The following is a 16,248-nucleotide window of genomic DNA, read 5'->3' on the forward strand; positions in this document are numbered from 1 at the left end:
CTGACGTGCCTGCTTGTCCAAACCTGCCCGTGAGTCGTTCGTTGCCTGCATGTGTACGCTCGCGACCCCTGCGCTGACCTTGTCTGCACGCAGGCGGGACCATCCTTGTGCATCGAGTCGCTGCAAGGATTTTCCCCATGAATACCCGTCGCCAGTTCCTCTCCGCCGCCGCTGCCGGCACCGCGGCATTGGCCGCCGCCCCGTTGTTGGCACAGACTTCCGCACCGGGCAGCGTGATGCCCACGCGCGGCAAGGCCGCCGCATCCGCATTGCCGACCAATCCCGCAAGCAAGGGCGCACGCTATCGGCCCTCGAGTCGACTGGGCTTTGGTGGCGTGGCGATCGGCAATGGCTTTGCGCCGACCAGCGATGCGCAAAGCGAAGCGACCCTGGCTGCGGCGTGGGAGTCGGGCGTGCGGTATTTCGATACCTCACCGTGGTACGGCCTGGGCCTGTCCGAGCGCCGTACCGGCCACCACCTGCACAATCACGCTGCAGACGACTACGTGCTGTCGACCAAGGTCGGGCGCCTGCTGACCGCTACCGACAAACCGCCGAAGACGATGTGGCAGCAGCCGTCGCCCTTCGACTACCGCTACGACTACAGCGCCTCCGGCGTGCGTCGCTCGATCGAAGACAGCCTGCAGCGCCTGGGCGTGTCGCAGATCGATATCGCCTACATCCACGACCTGTCACCGGAGAACGAGAAAGACCTGGGGATGCCGTGGGAACAGCGCTTTGCCGAAGCGGTGAAAGGGGCGATGCCCGAGCTGACCAAGATGCGCAAGGAGGGCCTGATCAAGGCGTGGGGCTTTGGCGTCAATCGCCCTGAGCCGGCCCTGCGTGCGATCGAGGAGGCCGATCCGGATATCTTCCTGCTGGCCTGCCAGTACTCGCTGCTCGACCACGCGCAGGCGCTGCACGACACCTTCCCGAAGATCGCAAAGCATGGCGCGTCGGTAGTGGTCGGTGCGCCGCTGCTGGCGGGCTATCTGGCCGGGCGCGAGCGATATCTCTACGACGGCACCGTGCCGGAATGGGCGCCGGCCAAGCGCCAGAAAGCACTCGCCATCTGCGAGCGCCACGGCGTGGATCTGCGCACAGTGTCGCTGCAGTTTGCCGCCGCGCCCAAGGTGGTGTCCGCAGTGATTCCGGGTGCGCGCACGGCCGAGCAGGCGCTTGCGAATGCGGCCTCGATGCGCGTGGCGATTCCGGCAGCGGTATGGGAAGAGCTCAAGCGCGAGCAGGTGATCGAAGCGGATGCACCGGTGCCTGTGCTGGGCTGAGCTGAGGCTCACGCGTGGTGGGTGCATCGCAAACGCCTGCGCTTGCGATGCATCACGTCACACTGCAGGCATCACCTCACCCATCACGGAATCAACAGCGGCCGCAACGCAGGCACTTGCCTGGCCAGCTCGTCGGCGACAATCGCCGCGAACAGATCGGCACCTTCGGCACCCAGATGGGTGTAATCGAATGCCAGTTTGGCCTGGCCCATCGGCTCGGCACTGGCGTTGTCCTGTGCACGCGCAGTGGCGACAGCAGGCGTGGCGGGCGTCGATGTGGTTTGCGCCGGGGTCTTGCCGATGGTGGTGCCCGATTGCGCGGCTAGCACCTGCTCCGGGTCGGCCGGCCGCTGCGCCAGGCGCATTGCCAGCACCGGGCCCATGCCTTGCACCAGGGCGCGGCTGCGCGCGTGCAGGTCGATCAACGGCACCTGCAATTCCTGCGCGAGCGTGCGCGTGGCCTCGGCCCAGGGCGCCAGATCGTCCAGCAACTGACCGCGCGCGAACTGCCGCCGCGTCAATGGCGTGACCAGCACCGGAATCGCACCGGCAGCACGCGCTTCGTCTACATAGCGGCGCAGGTTGGCGGGGAATTCGGTCGCCAGGTCGGTGGAACGCCCCGGCTTGCCCGGTTGATCGTTGTGGCCGAACTGGATCAGCACATACACCTGGCGATACCCGCCGCTGCGCAGCTCGTGCAACGCGATCTCCCACGAACCTTCGGCACGGTAGTTGGACGTGCTGCGGCCGCCGCGCGCCAGATTGAGGCAGCTCAGAAACGAGCTCACATGCTGCGCGCAAAAGCTCGGTCCCCAGCCGCCCTGCACGGCGGTGGTGGAGTCGCCGACCAGCACGATCTTGCTGGCGGCAAGCGCGGGCGCAGCGGCGGTGGTGGTCGATGCCCTGGATGCGCGCGGCGTACCGACCTGCGCGGCAGCGGCCGCATCGGCACACGTCAGGCAGGCAGCGGCCAGCGCTGTCAGCAGCATCGGTGCAACAACAGAGTACTTACGCATGCATCACCTCGAAAACGACTGAACCACGGCTGCGCGCTCGCCGGAATAGGGGGCGGCCAGCGCTGCGGAATTGGCGTGTCCTGCGCAGACCTGCCAGTCTGGAAAGTTCGCACCCGTGCGTCGACCGCGCACCACATGCTGATCGCCCCGCCGGAGCGAAAGCGCTCAGAACGTACCGCGCTGGATGAAGGGCGCCTGCTGGTAGAGCCGCCGTTCGCCACCACGCGGGTCGTTGTCCATCCGGCTCGGCACATCGAACAGCAACGTGTCGCGGTGCTGCAGCGAGTACTGGCGCCAGCGCGGCAGGCCGCGATGATTCGGGTCGCCACTGCGTGCGAAGGCGAGCAGCGCCTCGCTCATCTGCTCGGCCATGCGCTGCGCAGCGGCGCCGTTGCCGGTGCGCGAGCCGGGCTGCGCAATGGTGTCGAAGACCAGCGGGATATCCAGCGTGTGGAAGGCGCCGAACTTGCCGCCGTCCAGCGGCGAGCCCCAGTCCAGCTGATATACCCAGGTCGGTGCGCCCTGGCGTGCACGCGCTTCGGCCTCCTCGACCGCGCCGCGCCACGAGCGGCCCGCCGTGGTCGCGGCAAAGAACACGTCCGAAGGCGAGTACTGCGGATACAGCCGGCGATATTCGGCAATCACCACCTGCGGCAGCAGATCGACGTACTGCTGGCTTTCCAGCCTGGCCGGCAGCTCGTCCCAGCTCAACGCGAAGTTCTTCGCGTCGTTGCCGAGAAACGCACGCGTCTCGTCGCGGGTGTTGCCGATCACCAGCGGAATCCTGGCCGATTGCAGTGGCGCGGTCGGCCAGAACGGATGCACCGGCACATTGCGTGCATCCAGCACCGGGCCGAAGTACAGCGCGCTGTTTTCCACCCGCGAGGGATCGCGCAGCTGCGCGGCAGCCAGCAGCTGCGCAACCGGCAGCGTGCGGATGCGCGCAAGCTCGCCGGGCGCCAGTTTCAAGGCATCCAGCAGCAACTGCGCGCGCTGCGTGGCCGCACGCGGGCCGGCCACGGTGACCTGCTGCCCGCTCATGGTCCAGGCGCGGTGGAACAGGCCGCGCGCGGCCGGCATCGCCATCAGGGTGGCGATCTTGGCGCCGCCACCGGACTGGCCGAACACGGTGACATTGCCGGCATCGCCGCCGAATTCGCCCGCGTGCTGGCGCACCCATTGCAGTGCCTGGATCAGGTCCAGCTGCCCGACATTGCCGGAGTCGGCAAAGCCGGCATCGCCCAGCTGCGCCAGCGACAGGTAGCCGAACAGGTTGAGCCGGTGATTGACGGTGATCACCACCACATCGCCGCGTCTGCACAGGCGTACGCCGTCGTACAACGGGTCGCTGCCGGAGCCGGTGGTGTAGCCGCCGCCGTGGATATAGAACAGGATCGGGCGCTTGCCGCCATCGCGCAGGCCCGGCGTCCATACGTTGAGGAACAGGCAGTCCTCGCTGGTGGGTTCGCTGGCCTTGAGCTGGGGCGCCGCCGCCGCATAGGCGCTGGCATCGCGCACGTCCTGCCATGGATTTTCCGGCACGGCTGCCTGGAAGCGCCGCGCGGCGGTGTCGCCGCCGTACGGGATGCCCTTGAACACGCAGATGCCCTGGTCGCGATGACCGCGCAAGGCGCCGCCACGCACGCATGCCAGCGGCGCGCTGGCGTCGCGTGGCGGCGGCGGAGCGGCGGCGCCAGCAAAGCCGGGGAGCGCTGCGGCGGCAGTGGCGAGCAGGCCGCCACGCAGCAGCGTGCGTCGGCGCGCGTCGGGCGCGGACGGCGCTGTCATCGCGCCACGTCCTGCGCCGGTCCCGATGCAGGAGCCGGCGGCTGCTTCTTGGTGACATGCGCGATCCAGGCCTGCGCCAGTTGCGGCCAGGCGGCCACGGTCAGGCCGCTGCCGCTGGCGGTGCCAAAGCCATGGCCGCCCTGCGGAAAGACGTGCAGCTCGCTCGGCACGCCGGCGCGCAACAGCGCGTCGTGCATCAGCAGGCTGTTGCGCACCGACACCACGGTGTCGTCCTGCGCATGCAGCAGAAAGCTGGGCGGGGTGCGTGCATCCACATGCAGTTGCGGCGAATACGCACGCACCTGCGCATCGGCTGGACTGCTGCCGAGCAGGCGCTCGCGCGAGCCCGGGTGCGCGTTGGCGCTGTCCATGTCGATGACCGGGTAGATCAGCAGCGCAAAATCCGGCCGCGCGCTCAGTGCATCGGCCGCATCCATCTTGGGGTAGACCTGCGCGGCGTAGCGGGTGGCCAGGCTGGCGGCGACATGGCCGCCGGCCGAGAACCCCATCACCCCGACCCGCTGCGTGTCGATGCCGTAGCGGGCGGCGTTGGCGCGGATCAGCCGCAGCGCGCGCTGTGCATCGGCCAGCGGCACGTCGGCGCCGTTCGGGTGGCCTTCGCCGGGCAAGCGGTAACGCAGCACGAACAGGGTAATGCCGGCCTGGTCGACGAAGCTGGGCGCCAGTGCGCTGCCCTCGTTGTCGAGCACGATGCGCTGGTAGCCGCCGCCGGGGGTGACCAGCAGGGCGGTGCCGTTCGGCCGCTTGGGCCGGTAGACCACCAGGTACGGCGTGCTGATCTGCTGGATGTAGCGATCGGGCAGGGCCGGGTCGCTGCTGCGTTGGATGATGCGCTGTGGCTGCGGCAGCGGCTTGTCCCCCGGTGCCATCCCCTTGGGCCACAACAGGATCCGGCTGGCCTGCTCGGCTGCGGTATCGGCGCCGGGCACCTCGGCTGCCAGCACTGGCGTGGCCAGCAGCGCTCCCACCATCACCACCGCCGTCATGCACCGGCGCATGACGTTCGAAAACGCGGCAAACACACGCGTTTGGCTTGTCTGTTCCATCCACCCCTCCCAGGGTTGCTTCGTTGCTGCGGCCAGTTTTGCCGCACTGCACATTGCCAATGACACCGGTTTACCATATACAGCACACCGTGCCACTGTCGATTGGCAGTGCAACAAAAACACCTATCAGGGAGACACCCTTGAGCAACGACGCCGCCACCCCACCATCCTCCACATCCTCGCTGTCGCAGATCGCCCAGCGCTTTGTGGAGGCACGCCGTGCAGGGGCATCGCTGCCGGACTTTCCAGGGCAGATCCCCGACGATCTGCTCACCGCCTACCAGGTGCAGGATATCGCCATCAGCCAGTGGGACGACCAGGTGGTCGGCTGGAAGGTGGGCTACATCGCCGCCGAGCGCCGCGACGCATCGGGCGACGAGCGCCTGCTGGGCCCGATCTTCTCGCACAAGCTCTGGAATGCTACCGGTGGAACAACCGAATTCCCGATCTACGAAGGCGGCTTCGGTGCGGTGGAGGCCGAGTACGTGCTGCGCCTGGACGCGGACGCGCCGGCCGACCAGACCCACTTCACTCCTGACCAGGCGGCGCAGCTGCCGGCCACGCTGTTCATCGGCGTGGAAATCGCCAGCAGCCCGCTGGCGACCATCAACAAGCTGGGCCCGCGCGTGGTGATCTCCGACTTCGGCAACAACAACGGCCTGATCCTGGGGCCGGAAGTGACTGATTGGCTGGCGCGCGACGAATCCGCGCTGACCGCCGAAACCCTGATCGACGACCAGCTGGTCGGCACCGGCGGGGCCACCACGTTGCCGGGCGGCTTGCGCGCGGCCTACGCATTTGCGCTCAGCCGTTCGGCCCGGCGCGGGCGTCCGCTCAAGCGCGGTGATCTCATCGCCACGGGCAATGCCACCGGTATCCATGACATCGAAGTGGGACAGCATGCCCTGATTCGCTTCGCCGGCATCGGCGACATTTCCTGTACGGCTGTGTCCGCCAAGTAACGCCGGACCCAGTGACCAGACGCTTGGGAGGGCGCCAATGATCACACGCAGACATTTCCTCGGTGCCGGGCTCGGTGCCGCCGCGGCCGGCCCCTGGCTGGGCGCGCGTGCCACCACGCCGATTGCCGGCGGGCAGCTGCTGACCGCCACCGATGTGCATGTCGGCGACTACCCCACCGTGGAGGCGGTGCGGTGGTTCGGCAAGCAGCTGGAGCAACGCAGCAACGGCCGGCTCAAGCTGCGCCAGTACCACTCCGGCCAGCTGGGCCGCGAGTCGGAGGCGATCGACATGGCGCGCTTTGGCGCCATCGACATCACCCGGGTGTATTCGGGCGCGTTGAACAACGCCTTTCCGCTGACCCAGGCGCTGTGCCTGCCGTACGTGTTCGACTCGGTGCCGCACCTGCGCCGCGCCATCGACGGCCATGTCGGCGACAGCGTGCTGCGCAGCTTCGAGCAGCGCGATCTGGTGGGCCTGGCGATCTACGATTCCGGTGCGCGTTGCTTCTACAACACCAAGCACCCGCTGCACCGCCCGGAAGATCTCAAGGGCCTGAAACTGCGCGTGGCCTCGTCGGACATCTTCCTCAAGCTGATGCGCATGCTGGGTGCCAACCCCACCCCGATGTCGCTGGGCGAGACGTTCTCGGCGATGGAAACGCACATGATCGACGGTGCGGAAAACAACATGCGCAGCTTCCAGTCCAGCCGGCATTTCGAAGCCGCGCATTACTGGTCGCAGAGCGAGCATTCCTATGCGCCGGACATCCTGGTGATGTCGCGGCAAAGTTTCGAATCGCTGCGCCCGGACGATCGCGCCCTGGTGGTGGAACTGGCACGCGCCTCGGTACCGGTGATGCGCAATCTGTGGGATGCCTCGGAGACCGTCGCGCGCAAACAGGTGATCGATTACGGCGTCAAGCTCAATCAGGTCGACATGCCGGCGTTCCGCGCCGCCGCCGCGCCGCTGCTGGCCGAATACCGCAAGCAGCCGGAGATCGAAGCGCTGTACCGCCGCATCCGCGATTTTGCATAGAGGTGACCCGATGACCGAACCCGAGACCGTCGCCGTCCCGGTCGCGCCGTTGCAGCGCGCGCTGGACCGCGTTTCCGATACCGCCGTTGGCGTGGCATCCATCGCGCTGCTGGGCCTGGTGGTCGTGCAGGGCTGGCAGGTGTTCACCCGCTACGTGCTCAACAACTCGCCCAGCTGGACCGAGCCGGTGACGCTGCTGTTGCTCAGCACCGCGCTGAGCCTGGGCGCGGCCGCCGGCGTGCATACCAACCGCCACTTCGGCTTCTACCTGCTGGGCGAACACGTGCCGCCGTTGGTGCGCAGGGTGTTCGACCTGATCCGTCCGTTGATGATCATGTCCATCGGTGCGGTGCTGGCGTGGTGGAGCGCGGCGCTGCTGCTCGATGGCCTGGATATCAAGATGGCCGGCGCGCAGATGCCGCAGAGCATCAACTACCTGCCGCTGTCGATCGGCGGTGCGCTGATGGTGATCTTTGCCTTGTACAAGCTGTGGCGTGTGCTGCGCCCGATCCAGGCCGGAGGAGTGCGCTGATGGGCATTGCGATGTTGTTGGGAACCTTCGTGGTGCTGCTGCTGATCGGCGTGCCGGTGGCGTATGCGCTGGGCGCGGCCGCACTGGCCACGCTGCTGTATCTGGACCTGCCCACGGTGGTGCTGGTGCAGCAGATTTCCGCTGGCAGCGGCTCGGCCTCGTTGATCGCCATCCCGTTGTTTATCTTCGCCGGCGAACTGATGCTGCGCGGCGGTATCTCAGAACGCCTGATCGCGCTGGCCTCCTCGCTGGTGGGGCGCGTGCGTGGCGGCCTGGGCCAGGTCAGCGTGCTGTCGTCGCTGTTCTTCGGCGGCGTGTCCGGCTCGGCGATCGCCGACGTCTCGGCGGTCGGCGGCACCATGATCCCGCAGATGATCAAGCGCGGTTACGACCGCGACTACGCGGTCAATGTGAGCATGACCGCCGCGCTGGTGGCGTTGCTGGTCCCGCCTTCGCACAACCTGATCCTGTTCTCGGCCGCGGCCGGTGGCGGGCTGTCGATCGCCGACCTGTTCGCGGCCGGTATCTTCCCGGCGCTGTTGATGACCGCGGCGATGATGGTCACCGGCTATGCGGTGGCCCGCCATCGCGGCTACGGCACCGAGCCGTTCCCCGGCTGGCGCGCAGTGGCGCTGCGCCTGATCGGCGCGTTGCCGGGCCTGGGCCTGGTGGCGTTGATCTTCATCGGTATCCGTGCCGGCATCTTCACCGCGGTGGAGAGCGCGGCGATCGCGGTGGTGTACGCCTTGATCGTCACCGCGCTGCTGTATCGGCAGCTACGGTGGGCCGAGTTCTTCGCCGCGGTGACGCATGCGGCGCGCACCACCGGCGTGATCCTGTTCGTGATCGCCACCGCTGCGGTGTTCGGCTGGCTGCTGGCCTACCTGCAGGTGCCGGCGGCGGCGGTGAAGTTCCTGCAGGCCATCGCCGACAGCAAGAACACGGTGCTGCTGATGATCGTGGTGATGCTGTTGCTGCTGGGCATGTTCATGGACCTGGCGCCGAAGATCCTGATCTGCACGCCGATCTTCCTGCCGGTGGTCAAGGCCTACGGCATCGACCCGATCCATTTCGGTCTGGTGATGGTGCTGGCTGGCGGCATCGGCCTGATCACCCCGCCGATCGGCTCGGTGCTGTTCATCGGTACCTCGATCGGGCAGATCACCATCGCCCAGAGCATGCGCACCATCTGGCCGTTCTGGCTGGCGGCCCTGGGTGTGCTGCTGATCGTGGCGTTCTTCCCCGAACTGTCGCTGTGGTTGCCACGCGCGCTGCGCGCGTAAGTGCCCGCGATCCCGACTGCGTCCGTCAGGTGGGCGTCGTCGGTGCGTGGCAGCGGCCTGCACGGCGCGTGCGATGCGATGTCCGCACGCCGCGCCTCGCTCGACAAACGCCTGCCGACGTTAGCGGCGCGCTGCCCAGCGTGGCTGCTGGCAGGTAGTTCCGCCTTCATCCAGGCGGCCGACGCTCCAGGCGCTGGCCGTCGCATCGCCCCGCCGTGCGGGGACTAGGAGCAAGCATGCGTGTGCGTATCGCTTCAACCCGTTTGCGTTGGCTGCTGGCCGGCGGCCTGCTGCTGTGTGCCGGGCTCGCTGCCGCGGCCGACTGGAAGCGCGGCCTCGAACACCAGCGCATCGCCGACCAGGGCAATGGAACCTTCCTCAACCCGGTGCTGGCTGGCGATCACCCCGACCCGTCGGTACTCAAGGACGGGCAGGACTACTACCTCACGCTGTCCTCGTTCGACGCCTACCCGGGCCTGCCGATCTGGCATTCGCGCGATCTGGTCAACTGGCAGCCGCTGGGCCATGCCATCACCCAGAACGTCGGCGCGATCTGGGCGCCGGACCTGATCAAGCACGGCAAGCGCTATTACATCTACTTCCCGGCGCGCCGTGGCGACCAGGGCGAGCGCAGCAACTTCGTGGTCTGGGCCGACAACATCAAGGGCCCGTGGAGCGCGCCGATCGACATCGGCCTGGGCAAGTACATCGACCCCGGCCACGCAGTGGGCGAGGACGGCAAGCGCTATCTGTTCCTGAGCGGCGGCGACTACGTGCAGCTCTCCGACGACGGCCTCAAGGTGGTCGGCACGCCAAAGCACGTCTACGACGGCTGGAAATACCCGGAAAGCTGGGACGTGGAAGGCTACGCCCAGGAAGGCCCCAAGATCACCCGCCACAACGGCTGGTACTACATGACCACCGCCGTCGGCGGCACCGCCGGCCCGCCGACCGGACACATGGTGATTACCGCGCGTTCGCGCTCGATCCACGGCCCCTGGCAGAACGCGCCCAACAATCCGATCACCCGCACCAGGAGCGCTGACGAGCCGTGGTGGTCGCGCGGCCACGCCACGCTGGTGGAAGGCACCGACCAGCGCTGGTGGATGCTCTACCACGGCTACGAACACGGCTACTGGACGCTGGGCCGGCAGGCCTTGCTGGACCCGATCGAATGGACCCCGGACGGCTGGTTCGTCGCCAAGGGTGGCGACCTGGGCACGCCGCTGAAAAAGCCCAGTGGGCAGGCCTTGCCGCACGGGCTGGCGCTGTCGGACGACTTCCGCGCCAGCACGCTGGGCCCGCAGTGGGCGTTCTTCAACCCCGCCGCCGACGAGGCCAAGCGGCTGCAGGTCGGCGATGGTGTGTTGCGCCTGCAGGGCAAGGGCAGCGCCCCGCGCAACGCCTCGCCGCTGACGGTGATCGCCACCGACCAGGCCTACCAGTTCGAGGTGCAGATGACCGTGGCGCCGGGCGGGCAGGGCGGGGCGCTGCTGTTCTACAGCGACAAGCTCTATGCCGGCGTGGGCAGCAATGGCGAGAACTTCGTCATGCACCGCTACGGCGAGGAACGCCCCGGCACGCTGGCCCCCAGTGCGACCGGTGGCACCCTGTGGCTGCGGGTCACCAACAACCGCCACATCGTCACCATCCACAGCAGCACCGACGGCACCACCTGGACCAAGTACCCGGTGCAGATGGAAGTGTCCGGCTACCACCACAACGTGGCCGGCAAGTTCCTGGCCTTGAAGCCGGCGCTGTATGCCGCCGGGCAGGGCCAGGTGGAGTTCCGCAACTTCCGCTACCGCGCCCTGGACTGACCGTTCTGCATCGCCGGGCATGCCGCGGCACTGCCGGCTGCGGCGTGTCCTGCACGGCGGGTCCGGGGTGGCGGCAGGCTTCGCTCAGGTCTGCCGGCCGTCTGGCCGGTAGAATCCAATCAACTTCACTGGTTGACCGCTATGCCCGCCCGCAAGATGCCTGAAGAGGGAATGCCCGGCCTGCCGAAGGGCAAGGTAGCCACGATCAACGACATCGCGCGGATGTCGGGCGTGTCCAAGAAGACCGTGTCGCGGATCATCAACAACTCGCCGCTGGTGCGGCAGGACACCCGCGAGAAGGTCGAGGCGCTGATGCGCGAGGTCGGTTACGCGCCCGATCCGCTCGCGCGCGGGCTGGCGTTCCGGCGCTCGTTCCTGATCGGCATGGTCTACGACAACCCCACCGCGCAGTACATCGTGGACATGCAGTACGGCGCGCTGGACGCGCTGCGCGGCTCCAGCTTCGAGCTGGTGGTGCACCCCTGCGACAGCCGCAGCCCCGGCTACATCGAAGGCGTGCGCCGCTTCGCGCAGGCGCAGAAGCTGCACGGCGTGATCCTGGTGCCACGCGCCTCCGAAGACCAGGCGCTGGCCGACATGCTGGCCGAGATCGGCTGCCGCTACACCCGCATCGCCTCGGTGGCGCTGGACACCACCTCGCAGACAGTGATCACCCACGACCGCGACGGCGCCGCCGAGGCCGCCGATTACCTGCTCTCGCTCGGCCACCGCGACATCGCCCTGGTCACCGGCCCCAGCGCCTACCGTTCCTCGATCGAGCGCACCTCCGGCTTTGCCGACGCGCTGACCCGGCGCGGCATCGAACTGCCACCCGAGCGAATCGTCGAAGCCGGCTATACCTTCGAATCGGGCGTGGCCGCGGCCGAAAAGCTGCTGCTGGGCAAGAAGCGCCCCACCGCCATCTTCACCGGTAACGACGAAATGGCCGCCGGTATCTACAAGGTCGCGCTGCGCGCCGGCATCAGCATCCCGCGCCAGCTGTCGGTGATCGGCTACGACGACAGCTCGCTGGCCTCGCGCCTGTGGCCGCCGCTGACCTCGGTGCGCCGCCACACCCGCGACACCGGCCGCACCGCCGCGGCGATGCTGATCCAGCCCGACAACGCCCCGCAACTGCCCACCGCCAGCGTGCGCCCGCACCTGATCGTGCGCGACTCCTGCCAACCGCCGGAGGATTGAGCGCGTCAAGCCCCTCCCGCTAGGGAGCGCGCGCAGCCTCGTCCCCTCATCCGGCGCTGCGCGCCACCTTCTCCCGCAGGGAGAAGGGACGAGGCCGGCGCACCGCCATGCGGCTATCGTGCACTGCGCAATGACACCGGTTAACCAGAGCCGGTAGAATGGCCCGGTGCAAGCCAATCCCCCCGCGCTTGGCACCGGAGATCGCGCATGTCCCTGTACTGCAAGACCCACTACGCCACCCATCCCGACGCCATCAAGGGCGCCAGCAACGACGACCTGCGCGAGCTCTATCTGCTCGATGGCCTGTTCGTCGACGATGCGGTCACGCTCAAATACACCCACTACGAGCGCTTCGTGCTCGGTGGCGCAGCACCGCTCGGCACCACGCTGGAATTGCCCAGGCAGACCGAACCGGCGTCTGCCGCCGGCCATCCGTTCCTGGAGCGCCGCGAGCTGGGCATCCTCAATGTCGGCGCCGGCACCGGCAGCGTGACCGTGGACGGCACCGTCTACACGCTCGGGCCGAAGGACGGCCTGTACGTGGCGATGGGCAGCACCGATGTCAGCTTCGCTTCTGACGATGCCGCCAACCCGGCCAGGTTCTATCTGGCCTCGACACCGGCGCATGCGCGTTTCGAGACCAAGCAACTGTCGATCAAGGATGCCGTGGCGCTGGAGCGCGGCGCGCTGGAAACCAGCAACGAGCGCACCATCTACCAGTACATCGTGCCGACCACCTGCCAGTCCTCGCAGCTGTTGCTGGGCCTGACCGTGCTCAAGCCGGGCAGCGTCTGGAACACCATGCCGCCGCATCTGCACGACCGCCGCAGCGAGGTGTATTTCTACTTCGATCTCGGCGCCAACGACCGCGTCTATCACTTCATGGGCGAGCCGGACGCGCAGCGCCACATCGTGATCCAGAACAACGAAGCGGTGGTGTCGCCGCCGTGGTCCATCCACATGGGCGCCGGCACCAGCAATTACGCCTTCATCTGGGCGATGGGCGGCGAAAACCTGGATTACACCGACATGCATGTGCTGGACATCTGCCAGCTCAAGTAAGGCCATGCATGCCGGCCAGCACCGCACTCACCGCGTCGATGCGCTAGCGCCATCAACGCGCCAGCTCCACCCCATGCCAGCGGCCGCGCATCGCGCGGACGCACGCACTCATCCAACGTGGCACACCCAGCAGGAGCGATAAGGTAATGAGCAATCCGTTCAGTCTCGAAGGCAAGGTCGCACTGGTCACCGGTGCCAACACGGGCTTGGGCCAGGGCATCGCGCTGGCACTGGCGCAGGCCGGCGCCGACATCGCCGCCGCCGGCATCCAGGCGCCGACCGAGACCGAGGAACTGGTCAAGGGACTGGGCCGCCGCTTCGTCGCCATCCAGGCCAACCTGATCAGCATCGAACCGGTCGAACGCATCCTCAAGGAAACGCTGGACGGCCTGGGTCGCCTGGACATCCTGGTCAACAACGCCGGCCTGATCCGCCGCACCGACGCGGTGGATTTCAGCGAGCAGGATTGGGACGACGTGATGAACGTCAATCTGAAATCGGCCTTCTTCATGGCGCAGGCCGCCGGCCGCCATTTCATCGCCCAGGGCAGCGGCAAGATCATCAACATCGCCTCGATGCTGTCGTTCCAGGGTGGCATCCGCGTGCCGTCCTACACCGCCAGCAAGTCCGGCATCGCCGGCATCACCCGCCTGCTGGCCAACGAATGGGCGAGCAAGGGCGTGACCACCAATGCCATCGCGCCCGGCTACATGGCCACCGACAACACCGCCCAGCTGCGAGCCGACCAGGACCGCAACAAGGCCATCCTGGACCGCATCCCGGCCGCGCGCTGGGGCGTGCCGGCCGACCTCGGCGGCACCGCGGTGTTCCTGGCCAGCAGCGCCTCGGACTACGTCAACGGCGCCATCATCCCGGTCGACGGCGGCTGGCTGGCACGCTGAGTCAAACCCACGCGGTGCCTTCTCCCTCAGGGAGAAGGTGCACGAAGGGCGAATGAGGACCGGCAGGCACGTACATGACCAGACGCGTGCCGCAGCTCCGACAAGACCTTCAGCACCTGATCGCCCACCGACAAGGCACCTGAAAAGCGAAGCAAGACCGCATCCAGGCGCGCACACCAATCACCTCCACAGTCGACACAACTTCCCCAAACCAATCGGAGCATCCCCATGAAAATCGCACTCATGAATGAGTTCAGTCAGGCCGGCAAGAACCCGGTGATCCTGCAGCAGCTCAACGACGTGGCCGGCGAGCAGGGCCACAGCGTCTTCAACGTCGGCATGGACGGCGACAACGACCACCGCCTGACCTACATCCACCTGGGCATCGTCGCCAGCCTGCTGCTGAACTCCAAGGCCGTGGACTTCGTCGTCGCCGGCTGCGGCACCGGCCAGGGCGCGATGATGTCGCTCAATGCGCATCCGGGCGTGTTCTGCGGCTATTGCATCGAGCCGACCGACGCCTACCTGTTCGCCCAGGTCAACAACGGCAACGCGCTGTCGCTGGCATTTGCCAAGGGCTACGGCTGGGGCGCGGAAATCAACGTGCGCTACATCTTTGAAAAGGCCTTCAGCGGCGAGCGCGGCATGGGCTACCCGGCCGAGCGTCGCGAATCGCAGGCCGCCAATGCCGGCATCCTGACCCAGGTCAAGCAGGCCACTGCCAAGTCCTACCTCGACGGCCTGCGCGCCATCGACCCGGAGCTGATCAAGCAGGCCGTGGGCGGCGAGCGTTTCCAGCAGTGCTTCTTCGATAACGCGCAGGACGCCGAGATCCGCAACTTCGTCGCCGGCGTGCTGGGCAAGCCCGAAGCCGCCGCCGCAGCAGCATAACGGCCTAAAGCCCTCCTCCCGCGGGGTGAGAGGGCACTGTTCGCGCGCCACTGGCGCGCGTGCCTTGGAGCCCGCGCTGCCGGCGCGGGCCGGGGCGCGGAGCGGGGGAGTGAGGCCGCGGCGGAAGACAGCTGCCCTGAAAGGGGAGGCTTGAAAGGCTTGAGACGACAGTACGGCCGTCCAACGTTTCCTGTGCCGCCGCACCCTCATCCGCCCTTCGGGCACCTTCTCCCGATGGGAGAAGGAACAGCGTCGCGTCCTTAGCATTGTTCCCGGAGCCCACCATGCGTCTGCTGCTGTTCGCATTGCTGCTGCTCTGCGCAAATAGCGCCCGCGCCGAACCACACCGCATCTTCATCGCCGGCGATTCCACCGCCGCCGAATACGGTGCCGAGCGTGCGCCGCAGGCCGGCTGGGGCCAGATGCTGCAGGAGTGGTTCGACCCGGCGCAATGGCAGGTGCGCAACCACGCCAAGGGCGGCCGCAGCACCCGCAGTTTCATCGCCGAAGGGCGCCTGGACGCCATCGCCAAGGACCTCCGTGCCGGCGACGTGGTGTTGATCCAGTTCGGCCACAACGACGCCAAACACGAAGATCCAACCCGCTACACCGACCCGCAGGGCGACTATCAGCAGTTCCTGCGCCGCTATATCGCCACCGCGCGCGACAAGGGCGCCACGCCGATCCTGATCACGCCCGCCGCCCGTCTGCTCTACGATTTCGGCGCGCTGCTCGACACCCACGGCCGCTACACCCTGGCCATGCAGCAACTCGCTGCGCAGGAACACGTGGGCCTGATCGATCTCAACGCCAGTTCCAGCGACTGGATCCGCGCCCTCGGCGAACAGGCGGCCAGGGCGTACTTCCTGTTCGTTCCCGAACAAGGCAAAGCCGACGGCACCCACTTCAGCCGCGCCGGCGCCACTGCCGTGGCGTGCCTGGTCGTGCATGGCTGGGTGCAGCTGCAACCCGCTCTCATGTCACAGCTGCGCCGCGATGCCGATTGCGGCGCCGCTCCCGACACCGCCGCACAACGCGCGGCGCAGGCGCATCCCTCACTGGTGGTGCACGAACGCGATCTCGCACGCCCGCAACCCGGCCCGCATGGCGGCGCCGGGCCGACCACGGCGTATCCGTTCTTCGCCGACGCACCGCAGTTGCCGTTCGTGCTGCGCAAGCGCGTGCTGCACAAGGGCGCAGGCATCGGCCTGCATCTGCACGACAAGGACGAGATCTATTACATCGTCAGCGGGCGCGGGCTGTACGCGCTGGATGGCAAGCAGTACCAGGTCACTGCCGGCGATGCGCTGCTGACGCGCCCGGGCAGCACCCATGCCTTGCAGCAGACCGGCGATGAGCCACTGGTGCTGCTATTGGCCTATCTCGCCAAGCCGGCAGGCTGA

Annotated in this window: 14 protein-coding genes; 11 read left to right on the plus strand and 3 right to left on the minus strand. The window is 67.6% G+C overall.

Annotation, left to right across the window (positions count from 1 at the left end; translation table 11 throughout):
* The first annotated feature begins 137 nt into the window (after positions 1 to 137).
* A complete protein-coding gene (locus tag DGN21_RS00785; RefSeq protein WP_104554675.1) occupies positions 138 to 1,286 on the plus strand; it encodes an aldo/keto reductase in 1,149 nt (382 codons plus the stop codon).
* Between the two features lie 83 nt (positions 1,287 to 1,369).
* Here the strand turns inward: DGN21_RS00785 and DGN21_RS00790 are convergent, their stop codons facing one another.
* The 3 genes from DGN21_RS00790 to DGN21_RS00800 form a co-directional block, all read right to left on the minus strand.
* On the minus strand, positions 1,370 to 2,302 hold the full coding sequence (locus DGN21_RS00790; RefSeq protein WP_160955000.1) for a rhamnogalacturonan acetylesterase: 933 nt from the start codon (positions 2,300 to 2,302) through the stop codon (positions 1,370 to 1,372).
* A 165-nt stretch (positions 2,303 to 2,467) separates the two neighbouring features.
* Entirely contained in the window at positions 2,468 to 4,090 is a 1,623-nt protein-coding gene (locus DGN21_RS00795; protein WP_160954999.1) for a carboxylesterase family protein, read from the minus strand.
* Positions 4,087 to 5,157: an alpha/beta hydrolase gene (locus DGN21_RS00800; protein WP_160954998.1), complete on the minus strand. Its 1,071-nt coding sequence runs from the start codon at positions 5,155 to 5,157 to the stop codon at positions 4,087 to 4,089. Before DGN21_RS00800 ends, DGN21_RS00795 begins: the two co-directional genes overlap by 4 nt.
* Before the next feature lie 140 nt (positions 5,158 to 5,297).
* Here DGN21_RS00800 and DGN21_RS00805 point away from each other — a divergent pair, with 140 nt between their 5' ends.
* From DGN21_RS00805 to DGN21_RS00850, 10 genes are all read left to right on the plus strand, one after another.
* Positions 5,298 to 6,119 carry a 2-keto-4-pentenoate hydratase gene (locus DGN21_RS00805; protein WP_126965346.1) on the plus strand — a complete coding sequence of 274 codons (822 nt, stop codon included), beginning with the start codon at positions 5,298 to 5,300 and terminating at the stop codon, positions 6,117 to 6,119.
* 37 nt (positions 6,120 to 6,156) lie between these two features.
* Positions 6,157 to 7,155 (plus strand): TRAP transporter substrate-binding protein, encoded by a 999-nt coding sequence (locus DGN21_RS00810; protein ID WP_126965345.1) that lies wholly within the window; start codon positions 6,157 to 6,159, stop codon positions 7,153 to 7,155.
* A 10-nt stretch (positions 7,156 to 7,165) separates the two neighbouring features.
* Positions 7,166 to 7,687, plus strand: a complete 522-nt coding sequence (locus DGN21_RS00815) for a TRAP transporter small permease (protein ID WP_160954997.1) — start codon at positions 7,166 to 7,168, stop codon at positions 7,685 to 7,687.
* On the plus strand, positions 7,687 to 8,970 hold the full coding sequence (locus DGN21_RS00820; RefSeq protein ID WP_016901232.1) for a TRAP transporter large permease: 1,284 nt from the start codon (positions 7,687 to 7,689) through the stop codon (positions 8,968 to 8,970). The genes DGN21_RS00815 and DGN21_RS00820 overlap by 1 nt, the downstream gene beginning before the upstream one ends.
* 236 nt (positions 8,971 to 9,206) lie before the next feature.
* Complete coding sequence (locus tag DGN21_RS00825; protein ID WP_065033190.1) at positions 9,207 to 10,790, plus strand: family 43 glycosylhydrolase; 1,584 nt, start codon at positions 9,207 to 9,209, stop codon at positions 10,788 to 10,790.
* Between the two features lie 141 nt (positions 10,791 to 10,931).
* Positions 10,932 to 11,990, plus strand: a complete 1,059-nt coding sequence (locus tag DGN21_RS00830; RefSeq protein WP_024939515.1) for a LacI family DNA-binding transcriptional regulator — start codon at positions 10,932 to 10,934, stop codon at positions 11,988 to 11,990.
* A gap of 207 nt (positions 11,991 to 12,197) precedes the next feature.
* Complete coding sequence (gene kduI / locus DGN21_RS00835; protein WP_016901229.1) at positions 12,198 to 13,052, plus strand: 5-dehydro-4-deoxy-D-glucuronate isomerase; 855 nt, start codon at positions 12,198 to 12,200, stop codon at positions 13,050 to 13,052.
* A gap of 146 nt (positions 13,053 to 13,198) precedes the next feature.
* Entirely contained in the window at positions 13,199 to 13,954 is a 756-nt protein-coding gene (gene kduD / locus DGN21_RS00840; RefSeq protein ID WP_126965344.1) for a 2-dehydro-3-deoxy-D-gluconate 5-dehydrogenase KduD, read from the plus strand.
* 228 nt (positions 13,955 to 14,182) lie between these two features.
* Positions 14,183 to 14,845: an RpiB/LacA/LacB family sugar-phosphate isomerase gene (locus tag DGN21_RS00845; RefSeq protein WP_054592012.1), complete on the plus strand. Its 663-nt coding sequence runs from the start codon at positions 14,183 to 14,185 to the stop codon at positions 14,843 to 14,845.
* Positions 14,846 to 15,129: 284 nt separating this feature from the next.
* The gene (locus DGN21_RS00850) at positions 15,130 to 16,248 is read left to right on the plus strand and encodes a GDSL-type esterase/lipase family protein (protein WP_160954995.1); all 1,119 of its coding nucleotides are present in this window, start codon (positions 15,130 to 15,132) and stop codon (positions 16,246 to 16,248) included.

This window comes from Xanthomonas sp. MLO165 (assembly GCF_018831305.1).
Classification (GTDB): Bacteria; Pseudomonadota; Gammaproteobacteria; order Xanthomonadales; family Xanthomonadaceae; genus Xanthomonas; species Xanthomonas arboricola.